The organism is Pirellulales bacterium (assembly GCA_035499655.1).
In the GTDB taxonomy this organism is placed as follows: Bacteria; Planctomycetota; Planctomycetia; order Pirellulales; family JADZDJ01; genus DATJYL01.
On the sequence record DATJYL010000096.1, the window covers coordinates 1 to 12,213 of the forward strand.

At 55.2% G+C, this 12,213-nt stretch carries 12 protein-coding genes; 8 read left to right on the top strand and 4 right to left on the bottom strand.

Annotated elements, in window-relative coordinates; all coding sequences use genetic code 11:
* The 4 genes from VMJ32_07020 to VMJ32_07035 all read left to right on the top strand — a co-directional run.
* The coding region (locus VMJ32_07020) for a hypothetical protein (GenBank protein HTQ38761.1) at positions 1-300 on the top strand (300 nt) is incomplete at its 5' end.
* A gap of 1,070 nt (positions 301-1,370) precedes the next feature.
* Complete coding sequence (gene fliW, locus VMJ32_07025; protein ID HTQ38762.1) at positions 1,371-1,811, top strand: flagellar assembly protein FliW; 441 nt, start codon at positions 1,371-1,373, stop codon at positions 1,809-1,811.
* 131 nt (positions 1,812-1,942) lie between these two features.
* Positions 1,943-2,206, top strand: coding sequence for a carbon storage regulator CsrA (gene csrA, locus VMJ32_07030; protein HTQ38763.1), 264 nt, complete (start codon positions 1,943-1,945; stop codon positions 2,204-2,206).
* A gap of 470 nt (positions 2,207-2,676) precedes the next feature.
* Positions 2,677-3,417, top strand: a complete 741-nt coding sequence (locus VMJ32_07035) for a hypothetical protein (protein ID HTQ38764.1) — start codon at positions 2,677-2,679, stop codon at positions 3,415-3,417.
* 86 nt (positions 3,418-3,503) lie between these two features.
* Here VMJ32_07035 and VMJ32_07040 read toward each other — a convergent pair whose 3' ends face one another.
* Positions 3,504-3,734, bottom strand: a complete 231-nt coding sequence (locus tag VMJ32_07040; protein ID HTQ38765.1) for a winged helix-turn-helix domain-containing protein — start codon at positions 3,732-3,734, stop codon at positions 3,504-3,506.
* 814 nt (positions 3,735-4,548) lie between these two features.
* Entirely contained in the window at positions 4,549-4,989 is a 441-nt protein-coding gene (locus tag VMJ32_07045) for a hypothetical protein (GenBank protein HTQ38766.1), read from the bottom strand.
* 334 nt (positions 4,990-5,323) lie between these two features.
* Here VMJ32_07045 and VMJ32_07050 point away from each other — a divergent pair, with 334 nt between their 5' ends.
* Both VMJ32_07050 and VMJ32_07055 read left to right on the top strand, forming a co-directional pair.
* Complete coding sequence (locus VMJ32_07050) at positions 5,324-6,157, top strand: tetratricopeptide repeat protein (protein HTQ38767.1); 834 nt, start codon at positions 5,324-5,326, stop codon at positions 6,155-6,157.
* A 202-nt stretch (positions 6,158-6,359) separates the two neighbouring features.
* Positions 6,360-6,596 carry a hypothetical protein gene (locus tag VMJ32_07055; protein ID HTQ38768.1) on the top strand — a complete coding sequence of 79 codons (237 nt, stop codon included), beginning with the start codon at positions 6,360-6,362 and terminating at the stop codon, positions 6,594-6,596.
* A gap of 45 nt (positions 6,597-6,641) precedes the next feature.
* Here the strand turns inward: VMJ32_07055 and VMJ32_07060 are convergent, their stop codons facing one another.
* A complete protein-coding gene (locus VMJ32_07060) occupies positions 6,642-8,441 on the bottom strand; it encodes an ABC transporter permease subunit (protein HTQ38769.1) in 1,800 nt (599 codons plus the stop codon).
* A gap of 399 nt (positions 8,442-8,840) precedes the next feature.
* On the opposite strand from VMJ32_07060, the gene VMJ32_07065 reads away from it, so the two are divergent.
* A complete protein-coding gene (locus tag VMJ32_07065) occupies positions 8,841-9,800 on the top strand; it encodes an ABC transporter ATP-binding protein (GenBank protein HTQ38770.1) in 960 nt (319 codons plus the stop codon).
* Between the two features lie 35 nt (positions 9,801-9,835).
* Positions 9,836-10,957, top strand: coding sequence for an ABC transporter permease (locus VMJ32_07070; protein HTQ38771.1), 1,122 nt, complete (start codon positions 9,836-9,838; stop codon positions 10,955-10,957).
* 55 nt (positions 10,958-11,012) lie between these two features.
* On the opposite strand, the gene VMJ32_07075 is transcribed toward VMJ32_07070, so the two are convergent.
* A complete protein-coding gene (locus VMJ32_07075; GenBank protein ID HTQ38772.1) occupies positions 11,013-11,948 on the bottom strand; it encodes a S1/P1 nuclease in 936 nt (311 codons plus the stop codon).
* Positions 11,949-12,213: the final 265 nt, after the last annotated feature.

Below are 12,213 nucleotides of genomic sequence, written 5' to 3' on the forward strand. Positions count from 1 at the left end.
CCCCAAGGCCACATCCGCTTGACGCAAAAGACCTACGATCTGCTCCGCACCATGTCGCTTCTTCATCGCGAATCCTTTCCGGCCCAATGGGCCGGCTGGATTCTCTCATATTCCCTGGATCAGTTTTCGGGAAGGGGGTCATCGGCACTGACATTGTTGCCTTTGAGTTGCAGTGTCGCGCTGCCTGTAGTTCCTATGGCACCGCTACCTGGGTTATATGCTGCATCGAGTGTGGAGGTAATCACCACGTCCTTCGGATTGCCTGTCGTCCCGATCAAAGCAATGTTGTTTTTGCTGTAGGAAAGCGAAACACCAGTGGCGCTCGCGGTATTGTAGGTCCCGTGAGCGATAAAAATGATATTTGGGTTACTCGCCGAAGCTCCCGATGGGACGCAGTACTACCCAAAGCGTCTGTTATCGTATTGTACGCGGCGGCATAGCTGGTACCGCCGGGGCTGGTGTAGGGTGCGCCTTCCGTTCCTGCATAGGTCGCGTCGATTAAATAGGTGGAAGCCTTGGCCGATTGATAAAAACCCACCATGGCACTCGCCGCACATCCCCAAACTAGAAATTTTTGTAGCCGATTGCTCGAATCGCGCATTGTGGTCCCTCGCCCGTTGCTTGGGAAGAAATAGAATTTGCAGAGTCCCCGAAACACTCACCTATGCACTGCAACGAACCAAACCCGCGTTGCCTTCAACTCTGCTCTTCCCTGTCCGGCGAGATCACCCCTAGAAACTTGCTCACGCCATAATAACCGCTAAAATCAGACAGTGCAACGAAAAAGTGCATTGTTGGTTTTACATGTAAAAGCATATACAGCATGGTCTAGCGTTACTCGGAGCCTGCCGCAGCCGGTTTTTTTACGGAAAAGTGCCGCATAGCAGAACGAAACTGCTGTTTTTTTAGATTAACTGTGATCCCCGAAAGCCCCCTTGTTTCTGATCTCTTGTTGCATCAGCAATTTCAGCATTTAGGCTCCTGTCGGGCTTAAAAGGAATTCAATCGATTCCGTTGCCTTAACTAGTTGATCGTTGGATTTGCGTTTTCATTCCCAGCCGCAGCGATTGCGTCACAGTTGCAAATTGCGTATACGGCACATAATCGCCACGTCCGTTAAGTTGCCACGATGCCCGGTTTTTCTCTCCCTGCTGCGCCATGCTAGCCGATGTAGCAGATGAAGCATGCGGAAACTGCGGCGGAAAATCGCAGTGAAGTGCTTCCCAAAGCCTTTGAACACTCGAATTCGATCTAGGCATTGGCGGGACAAACGCTGCTACGGTAGCACCTCTCCGACCAACGCCTAGGGGCTGTTTTCTGACATTCAATCGCTTTGGATTGGCGTTTCATGAAGTGACAGGAGGTCCGACATGAAAATTGATACCAGCCGATTCGGCTACGTGGAAATTGAACCGAACGATTTGCTGCATTTTCCTGCGGGTTTACTCGGCTTGGAGAATTGCCGCCATTGGGTGTTGTTGGCCGACGCAGAAAACGACGCCCTAGGATGGTTGCAAAATTCTTTGTCTCCAGAGATTGCTCTGGCCGTAGTGTGCCCCCGCCGATTTGTTCCGGAATATCAAGTGCGTATTTCCCGCGGAGAATTGGCTCCGCTGGAGCTGGCCGAAGTTCGCGAGGCACAAGTCCTGGCCATTGTAGGCAAGAACGAACATGGAATCACCTTGAATTTAAAAGCGCCGCTGGTCATCAATCTCCAGCGACGTTTAGGACGGCAAGTTATCACCAACGGCGAGCTGCCCCTGCAATATCAACTCGTCGGTGAAACCGTTGAGCTGCGTAAAACTGCGTGAGCAATGCTAACGCGTGATTAAGTTGTCGGAGACTTTTTCGTCATTGTAACACCACCCCTGAACCACTCGCCGCTAACCGCAGATCCGAACTACCCAAACCGGATCTCATCAATTGAAGGAAGGAGTCCGCGATGCTTGTTTTGTCGAGACAGCGCGACGAAAGCATCATCATTGGCGACAACATAGTTGTCACCATCGTCGACATCCGCGGCGATAAAGTGCGCCTGGGAATCAACGCGCCCACGGAAATTCCGGTTCATCGTCAGGAAGTTTACGAAGCGATTCAACGCGAAAACCTGCGCTCCTCAAGATTGGATCCCAAGGATGCTCAAGGCTTGGGCCACGGCGCTTGGCCAAATCAACCGCCTAAACCCGGCGCTAGTCCTAAGGGCTGAGTCTCGCGAAGCTACGGAGAAAGTACTTCGTTGGAATATACGATTCCGATTTCGTAACGGTCTGGCCCTCTTGAAACGATGGTAGGTTTCATACCTGGGGCCATCCATTCTGGCGGAACGCGCCGAACCGCCTTCTTATAATAACTCCACATTACCCATCTCTCCAGCGACATACGTCACAAACTAACTGATTTCAGCCATCGGACGGCTGCCGTTGACAGCGTCAACGAAATGTGAATGTGCTTGTGGAATCACCAGTATGGTAGCAGCGCTGAAATTACCTTATCTTCCCAATCGATACGATCCGAAAACATTAGATAACGGGCAGGCATCGATTTCCCCAGTATTACGGCGGACTCTCCCTTGAACACTCACCGGCCTGCCTGTCGTAAAATTTTTTGGAATCGCGATTGCATAGAACTGTGATGATGCAGATCGAATCAGCCTGTTTTTTCGATGAGGAATAAAACATGTTCCGCATTTTTATAGGTTGGGATTCCCGCTTTCCCGAGCCCGCCGATGTGCTGGCGTATAGCCTTCGCAAGCATGCTTCGATTCCGCTCGATATCCGCTATCTCAAGCTGCCCGAATTGCGGCTAAACCGGGCGCACGATCCGCTGGCCACTACGGAATTTACGTATTCCAGATTCCTTGTGCCCAATTTGTGCCGCTACCAAGGCACGGCGTTATTCTTGGATCATGGCATGCTTTGCCTCTCTGATATCCGTGAAATTGCCGAACTCGACATGACTGGCTTGACATTGCGCGTGGTCAAGCACGATTATCAGCCCACCAGTGCGGTTAAAATGTACGGCGCAGTGCAAACCACTTATCCGCGCAAAAACTGGTCCAGCATGATGCTGATGAATTGCGAAAAGCTAACGCTGTGGAGCAAAGATGTTGTTGAAACGGCAACCGGCGCTTATCTGCATCGCTTCCAAGATATTCCTGACAACCAGATTGGCGACTTGTCGAAAACCTGGAACACACTCGACACCATGGATGCCGCCACCAAACTGATCCATTGGACCAGCGGCGGACCCTGGTTTGAGCAAATTCGCAACTGTCCGCACGCCGAGATGTGGCTGCAAGCCCGCGACGAAATGCGTGCTGCCACCGTCCAAAACCGACGAATCGCGCGTGCCCGTCAATCGGTGCCGGCGCCATTAAGTGTATCCATGCCCAACGGTGTTTCGCCCGTGGCCCGATAAAACGACGGAACCAGACAACACCTGGTTGTGATTGACTCTAAACCCCAGCGGGGGCCCGAAGCATCGGCTGTGATTCTGCCGCTGAATCAGTTGGCCTTCAACGACACGGTTTTAGTACGGCCCTCTTCTTCAATTTCCAACTTGTCTTCGCGCGCCAACCATCCCAGGCCTTGCATGATGACATCACGGGGGATGTCGTCCAGTTCTTTCACCAATTTGGCGACGGTTTGCGGTCCTTTGACGTCCAGCACGTGCCAAACTTTGCCGGCCGTTTCACCAATCTCGCTCACGCATGATTCTCGCATAACAGTGGCCATAAATGCCAACTCCTCAAAATCTGAGAGCAGGCCCCAGCGTGCTGCGCGACCAACCCAGCTTGTTTGGTTAGCCTCATCGCCCCACAGCACGAAGTTTCCTGGCTCGTATGACTAAATCTCTTTAGCCGCTTAGGGGCAATCGCAGCCCAGCCTGTAAACAGACATTCCGGATTATACCGCCCAAAAGGGCGCTCTCAAGTCTGCCCAATCACTTTGCTAATATACGTCGAATGCGCAAGTGGAAAGTCTCATTTCTTCAAATAAAAGGTGGTTCTTTCATTGCGGAGGCCCGCACTTTTGGCTTCGACATGTTTGTAAAGCTTACAACGCCGGGGTCCATCTAGTGGAGACTTTGCGGAGAGGAAATGAAAAAATCTGCTGGCGGCGGATTCATTTTCGCAGTCAGATCCAGCTTTTTTTGGCACTTCGGATAAAATCTCTAAAGATCTATCAATCCCGTACCGCACTCGGCACGCTCTGTGCTGTATTACCACTCGCTCCTGTTTGACCCAGTTGGTCCGGGAACTTGCCCGTACAAGTTTCCGGGCCAAACCGCGAAATCAAGCGACAAGGAGTATCGTGAATCTTAGGCGCGTCGTCGACATTTGGCGACATCAAGAGCCCGAAATTGGGCATGCCGCTTTTCACGTTCAAGGGCCCAGTCGGCGAAACGCGCACCGCCGGCTGGGCCCTTTTTGTTTGAATTTTTCGAACAAACGATACGGGCGGACATGTTGCAAATGCCCCTCTCGCTGGCGCATGCTTGCGCCATCTGCTCGTCTGCACAATTGTTCGTAGACGGCTGCTCGATCTTTCAGGGTGCTGGGGCCGCCGCCGCTAGCAGGCTGGCGGTCATCGCCTGAAACACGCCAGAAACTTCTTCAAATTCCCGATCTTCCGCCTGGCAGATTACCAGAAAGGTGGCCGAATAATTTGAACCGGCGCGAATCCAAGCGGTATTGGTCAAATCGAGGCAGTAAAAATTCAGATCAAACCCAATGAGCCCCATTCGGCTGATTTCCTCCTGAACGGGCTCGCTATCCAACTCGTCGTATTCGTTCTGCATGGCCACTAAGGCCGTGCTTGCTAATTCCGAGGCGTCCGTATCTGGCGGGTGCAGCATCACCGTCCAAAATGCACCTCCGGGGCTGTACACGCTAACGCTCTGCCTTCCCGGCGCAGTGTTGTCGGCCTCCAACGTCCAATTTTCCGGATATTGGAAGCGAATTCCGAACTTATCGAATACTGCAGTCACGTAAGTCGAAAGGAAAGTGCCAACTAAGAGGCTTCTCCGGCGCGCTAGGATTCATCCATAGCGGAACCAAAACGCTAGCACTCATCGTATCCGGTTCTTAGAGGTCTGGATAGCTGTTGAGAGGAGGACTCCAAAACGCTATCATTTCCCGCCGTTTTTGCGCAGTTACTTTGCGTCAATTGAACCTGTCAGATCCACACGGCTCTTATCGTAGTGTGGCATCGCGATGTCATTTCGCCGCCGCCGTCCTGAGTTCGCTCATCGCCAATCGGTGCTGGCCCGTACATGCTGCGCGCTGCCGATGACGATTTCCTTCTGCCTAGGCGGATGTCAAATGTTTCATCCGCATGAGCCGGTAGCAAAGCCGGTGGCAGAATCGCGACAGCTTTCGGAGCGCGGCATAAATGCCATGGAACACGGCGACATTACCTCGGCCGAATCGCTCTTAAGCCAGGCGGTTAAAACTTGCCCCACCGATATCGAAGCCCGCCGCCAATATGCCGAGGCGCTATGGCAAGCCGGCCAGCGCGAGCAAGCTCTGCAGCAATTGGCAAAAGCGGTTACGCTGGCCCCGGATGATCCGCAGTTAGCGGTTCGCCTGGGCGAGATGGACTTGGCCATTGGCAAATCGAGCGAAGCTCTCCGCATGGCCGACCAAACGCTCGATTTAACTCCCGACAATTCCTCCGCCTGGGCCCTGCGCGGCCGTGCCGAACAGGCTGGCGGGCAGTACGAACAGGCCTTGGCCGATTTCGACAGGGCCTTGGAATTTTGCCATGACGATCGACAACTGCTGTTGCAAACCGCCGAATTGTATCGCCAGTTGAATCGCCCCCAGCGTGCGCTATCGACTCTCACCAGTTTGTGCGAAACCTACGGTCCCAACGAGGAACCGCAAGACGTGTTGTATCTGAAGGGCCTGGCTTTGGAGGCCTTGGGCCGCCCCGGCGATGCCGCCGAAGCATTCGCCGTAGCGCTGGATCACGGAGCCCCCACGCCGGAATTGTTTTACCGCCTGGGCGAATCGCAATTAGCGGCCGGCCGACAGCAAGAGGCCGACCGCTCGCTCTCGCAAGCTCTGTCGTTGGACCCGAATCACGCCCCCAGCCGAGCGCTCCGGGAGCAAATCGAAGTGGCTTCCCGTCCGGTCAATACGATCTATCCCTAAGTTGTCGCGGCGCATTCCGCTGAAGCCCATTTCTTACCCTTACTACCCTCACAACCGGTCCAAACTGTTCCTGCTTGCGCGAGTTTGCATCATTCTCGTGGCAACCTAAGTTTTGGTGGGTAGTGCGTCCCATCAGGCGGGCAGGCGTGTGCACCGCAAACATCCCTGGGCGCGCGGACAATGCATTCTTGGAGCCGCCAGTATGAGCGCTTTTGCCGATTCTTCCGTTTCGAGTTTTGTCGATCGCCGCAATTACGAAGCTGACGCCGCGCCGGCCACTGGCGAACGCCGTCAGTTCACCAACAGTCATGAAGGTTTGTCGCCGGAAGCGCGCGAATTGGCGCTGGCGGTCGACCACTACAAGTTGGCGCACCGTCGCCGCTTCATCACCTACGATGAAATGCTGGGCGTAGTGAAATCGCTGGGTTATCACAAGTAAAGTTTGAAAATTGCTATTCGAGTTTCGTGCTTCGAATTTCTCTCGTCAGTCTATCGTTCTGCCTGTGGCCACGTCAAACTCTGAGATTGCCGGCACCAACATCGCCGTCGTGGTCAGGCCGTAAGTAAACGCCACGATCAGAAACACGCCCAACGTTTCTCCTTGCAAAAAGCCGGTGATGGCCACGAACGTGAGCACCGGCAATAAGAACGACGCCAGGCCGATTGCCTGCGACGGATTTCGCGCTCCGAGGGCCGCAAACAGTCCTGCGCTGCCGCCGATCATAAATGCTAAAAACGGCGCCAGTTGCAGCTCGTACGAGCCGCTGAACGAAACCATAATCCGCATACACGTGGCCACGCCGATGAATAAGAAAAACACGGTCCCCAAGCTCACCGCCACCGCGGTGCGGCTGTTCGTGTAGGCCAAACCGCAGTGAATGCCCAGGGTAGCCACAAACCCGTCCATTAGCGCGATGCCCGTTACCACATACACCAGCGATTCCAGCGACAATGCCCCGGCCCACCACAGATAAAGGCACAGTGCCAATGGAAGCACAAAAATTTCTTTTGCCACGTAAAACACGCCGCCGAGCTTTCCCAGGATGAATTCCGGCGGGGTGATATCGGTGACCAACAGCAAGTCCAGCGCGCCCAGATCTCGCTCTGAGGTGATCGATGAGACCGCCAATGCATTGATCAACACCAAGCTCAACACTAGTAGCGGCAACAACACGATGGGCAATCCCGTCGCTCCCGCAGCCCCTATTTTCAATGTCGCCATTACGCCCCACACGGTGGCCGCAAATAATGCCAGATAGATGATTCGCACACCAATCACTTTGCGACCGTAGGCCCAGGTGCACACTTCACGCCACAACACCGGGTTGTCCCACACACGCCGGGCTTGTCCCGCCGCTGCGTGTACGGAACGAGCTGTTGCCGCGTGTGCAACTCTCACTCCTTCGATGGAGGAAGGCTGGGGTGATGGCGATGTGCGAAAATCATCGGTCTCTTCCAAACGCGGCCGCACTTCACGGGAAGGGTTCCATACCCGCACGCGCGCCATCGCAAACAAGTTCACGCCGACTGCAAAAACCGCGGTCACCATCACAAACAGCCGATAGGCGGAGCCGAAACACGGCAACGATTCACCCGTTGCAATCTGCGGTCTGGCCGCTGCCAAGAGCGCCTGCCCCGGGCTCAGCCCTGTGGCCCATCGCTCCAGTGGCACCCCCTGCCATTGACCGTGCAACGCGCCACTGGCCACGATCACTTCCCAGCCGGCTAAAATGGCTAATAGCAGCGCCGTGAGCGCCAAGGTTTGAAATGTTTTTTCGCGCCACAATGCGATTGTCGAACCAATACTGCCTGCGGCCAGCGCGCTGATGAGCGTCACCACGAACACGCGACCGATCTGCCCAAACGAAACGCCGCCAAACAGCGCCGTGAGCATGAAAAATGGTACGCTCGCCGCCAGCAGCATCAGCATGCTGAGCAAACTGGCCAGCAACTTGCCCAACACCAATTCCGAGTTCGATAAATTCGTCAGCAGCAGTAATTCCAGCGTTCGGCGATCTTTTTCCTGTGCCACGGCACTGGCCGAGGCCATCGCGGAAAAAAAGATCGCCAACACCAACTGCAGCGGCGCTAAAAACTGAAACAATGCCACGCCGAATCGGGCCATATCACCCACGTTGCGTACGTGCTGTATGCCCATCAGCAATAGCCACGCCGTGCACATCAGCACTAACAGCCCAGCTACGTACACCGCTGGTGCGGCATAAAACCGCAACTGCCGCGGGGCGGTTACCAATTCACGAGTAAAAACAGGGCCGATAAACATGGCGGGCTGTGGTGTGGCAGAAGTTGATGGACTGAGCCTGGCTTTATTTTAGTCAAAAGAGAAGAGGGATAAATCGACGGGGGGAAAGCGACGAACAATATCGATTAGAATGCAGGGGGACGGTGCATGGTTGGTGGTTCATGGCTGGAGATCGCATTGCAAGGAAAGACTGTCAAAAGGAAGCATCATAGCAAAGGTAGTGGCACAATTCTCGAAGGATTTTTTGCGAAAGCATCTGTTGGGTTTTCGGGTTTTTTTATCGCTCCATTCCTCTACAGCCGGTGTTGAGCCCATTCCCATTCAGGTTGTTCCCGGTAAACTTGTCGCACCGCACGGTTGAACACTAACAGAGTGCTTACGGCCGACAACCCGCTACCACGTCGGTGCCTCAGCCACCCCATGCTCGCCATTCACTGCCAACAACTGACCAAGCGTTACGACAGCAAGCCACCAGTGGATGCCGTGCGCGGGCTCGATCTGGCGGTGGAGCAGGGGGAGTGTTTCGGATTGCTGGGCCCCAACGGAGCCGGCAAAACGACCACGATCGAAATTTTGGAAGGCTTGCTCGACGCCACCAGCGGCGACGTAGAAGTATTGGGCTATCGCTGGGGCATACACGACGACGAAATCCGCCAGCGGATTGGCATCTCGCTCCAGGAAACGCGGCTCTCGGAAAAACTTTCGGTGCGTGAAACGCTGACGCTGTTTCGCAGCTTCTATCGGCGCGGGATCGAACCGGACGCAGCGATGGCCCAAGTTTCGCTCGAAGAAAAAGCTAACGCCTGGGTACGGGATTTGTCAGGAGGCCAACAGCAGCGGCTGGCCGTGGCGTGCGCGCTGGTCGGCGATCCAGAATTGTTGTTTCTGGACGAGCCGACGACGGGGCTTGATCCGCAATCGCGCCGGCAACTGTGGGACATCATTCGCAACTTTCGGCGGGCGGGACGGAGCGTGCTGCTTACGACACATTACATGGACGAGGCCGAGCGGCTGTGTGACCGGGTGGCCATTGTCGACCACGGCCGTGTGATTGCCCTGGGAACGCCCCGGGAATTGATCGCCAGCCTGGGCGGAGAACACGTCATCGAATTCACGGTCAATGGCGACAGTCAGGCTGGGAACATTGAGCCAGCAGCGTTCGCCGATTTGCCGGCTGTGAGCGCGGTGCGGCTGGAGGATGACCGAATTTGTCTGTCGGTTAGCGAGCCCCATGTAGCGTTGCCCGCATTATTGGAGCGGTTGGATGCAACTCATCGGGAGCTGACCGGACTGACCACGCGCCACGCCAGCTTGGAAGATGTGTTCGTCAAACTTGCCGGCCGCCATTTGACGGAAGCCGACGAAACTGTTCCCACTTAAGACGAGACGGTGCCCACTTAATTTGTGCCCATTTCATGTTGCCTGATCAAATAACACGCCGATATTGGCCCCTGGGGCAAATGATTGCCTGCCGGATGCGCGAATTCGCGCGCGAACCGGAAGCCTGGATTTGGACTTATGGTTTTCCGATCATCGTGACCATTGCGCTGGGCATTGCGTTCCGCAATCAACCGGCCACACAAATTGCTGTGGACGTTGTCGACAATCCGCAGGCGGCGGCCACGCTGCAGGCATTGGCTGCCACGCCGCAGACTTCATCCGGCACAGATACGCAACAACCGACCTCGACAAACACGCAGAAATTCAAAGCCGAAATTTTCTCGCCGGAGCAAGCCCAACTACGCTTGCGGACCGGCAAGACCGACATCGTGGTCGTGGCCGAGAAGGCTGATCAAGCGGTGCCGCATTATGAATACCGCCTGGACCCCACGCGCCCGCAAAGCGTGTTGGCCCGCAATGCCGTGGACGATGCCTTGCAGCGTGCCGCCGGCCGGCGCGACGCTGCGGAAATTAGCTCCGTCAACGTCGACGAACCGGGGGGCCGGTACATTGATTTTTTGGTGCCCGGACTGTTGGGCGTGAATTTGCTGGGGGGCGGGATGTGGGGCGTCGGCTTTGTGACCGTGGAAATGCGGATTCGAAAACTGCTCAAACGGTTTTTGGCCACGCCGATGAAAAAATGGCAGTTCTTGATTTCGGTGATGTCCAGCCGCTTCATTTTTTCCGTGGTTCAGGCCCTGATTTTGCTCATTTTTGCGGAATATGCATTCGGCGTACCCAACCGCGGCAGCCCGGTGACGCTGGCGCTGTTAATTGTGTTGGGTTCCGTCATGTTCTTTGGCATTGGGCTGTTGCTGGCCAGCCGCGTTAAAACCCAGGATGCCATTTTTGGATTGATGAACCTGGTGCAAATTCCGATGTGGATTTTGTCGGGCATTTTCTTTTCGTCGGACCGATTTCCCGAGGCAATGCAGCCGTTCATCAAGGCGCTGCCACTGACTCCGCTGATCAACTCGCTGAGGGCGGTCATGCTCGAAGGGGCCACGCTGACATCGCAAATTGGAGCGATTGGCATTATGGCCGCATGGGCCATTGTGAGCTTCGCTCTGGCGCTGCGATTGTTTCGCTGGCGCTAAAGTGCGCCGTAAAGATCGGCGGCACTCCACCGCCGAAGGCCATTCCCGGGCCGCGTCATTGTGGAAATAGCTTGCCGATAATGTCGGCCATACGGTAGCCGGCCAATGTCACGCGTTGGTCACCCAACTTTTTGGCCTCTTGGATGTAATCGTCTGGAAGCACGGGCGCGTCGTCTTTATGAGGGCTGGATTTAAGTTGCCCCCCTGCATAGACCACTGTTTTGGCCAATTCAAAACTTTCCTGAACCCAAGTGGCGAAATCAGCGGGGGAAACATTTTCGGGTTTAGGATCGAGCTCGGTTTGCGGGTACTTGTTGCGCAACTCGATCGCCAATTTGCGAATATCGCGCGTATCGTTGGAATTGCCGACAACACTGTCCCAAAAGAAATGCAGCTTCAGTGGCTCGCCATCGGGTTTGGCACGAACGAATTGCTTGTTGCCGCCTTGATCGCCGCTGGGATAGTCTGTGCTGAACAGGCTTGACGCATGCAAGGGTTGATGGCAATCGCCCACCAAGTGCATGATCCAACACAACGCCACGGCCTTTTCGGCAGGAGTTCCCGTGCCCTTCACAATGTCAACATTCGCGCGAAAGGCCGTTTCAATGTTTGGATCTTTGGGATCGGCGGTTTCCACCGAATCTGGCTGGCCGGGCGGTTTGTAAGGATAGTCGATGTAGTGCCAGTTGGGATGGTTATAGTCCGGGTTGCCGCGGATATCGTCTGCCCAGCGGGCCGCCAACATAAAGAGGGCTTGGTCGCGATCGTCCGGATTCACTTTCTCCAATTGCTTGGCCCACATGGTGTCGAATTGTGGATGCTGCTTGAGCAACGCCACGGCGGCGGCCAAGGCTTGCGGGTTTTGTTGCTGGAGCGTGTCATAGGCGATGGCGGCCGTCGTCATGTGCCCGCCAAAAAGCCAAGCCCGGGCTGACGAGGCAACCAGCAGCGTTAACAATAGCGCCAACACAAACCAGCGAAGTCGGTTCATCGTAAGCCATTTCCTATGCCCCAAAAGTGCGCGCCGGCGCAAGGCCTTAAATGGAGCGACTACTTGCGCCGGAAGTATGCGGTGCCCGGCAGGCTCTTAGTATGACCGAATCATCACTGATCGGCCACGCGCACGTTGGGGGAGGGTACCCCCCCGATTTGGAAAGTTCCGGAGGTTGGAGCAGGTTCGACCTTTGACGCTACGAGAGCGCAGCAAAGCAGCGACTGGAGACGTTTTCGGCAACGGTTGAGGAAAGAATTATTGC

Excerpts from the sequence above, each read along its gene's own strand:
- fliW (HTQ38762.1), top strand. The coding sequence starts at position 1,371 with ATGAAAATTGATACCAGCCGATTCGGCTACGTGGAAATTGAACCGAAC.
- csrA (HTQ38763.1), top strand. The coding sequence starts at position 1,943 with ATGCTTGTTTTGTCGAGACAGCGCGACGAAAGCATCATCATTGGCGAC.
- VMJ32_07035 (HTQ38764.1), top strand. The coding sequence starts at position 2,677 with ATGTTCCGCATTTTTATAGGTTGGGATTCCCGCTTTCCCGAGCCCGCC.
- VMJ32_07040 (HTQ38765.1), bottom strand. The coding sequence starts at position 3,734 with ATGGCCACTGTTATGCGAGAATCATGCGTGAGCGAGATTGGTGAAACG.
- VMJ32_07050 (HTQ38767.1), top strand. The coding sequence starts at position 5,324 with ATGTTTCATCCGCATGAGCCGGTAGCAAAGCCGGTGGCAGAATCGCGA.
- VMJ32_07055 (HTQ38768.1), top strand. The coding sequence starts at position 6,360 with ATGAGCGCTTTTGCCGATTCTTCCGTTTCGAGTTTTGTCGATCGCCGC.
- VMJ32_07060 (HTQ38769.1), bottom strand. The coding sequence starts at position 8,441 with ATGTTTATCGGCCCTGTTTTTACTCGTGAATTGGTAACCGCCCCGCGG.
- VMJ32_07065 (HTQ38770.1), top strand. The coding sequence starts at position 8,841 with ATGCTCGCCATTCACTGCCAACAACTGACCAAGCGTTACGACAGCAAG.
- VMJ32_07070 (HTQ38771.1), top strand. The coding sequence starts at position 9,836 with ATGTTGCCTGATCAAATAACACGCCGATATTGGCCCCTGGGGCAAATG.
- VMJ32_07075 (HTQ38772.1), bottom strand. The coding sequence starts at position 11,948 with ATGAACCGACTTCGCTGGTTTGTGTTGGCGCTATTGTTAACGCTGCTG.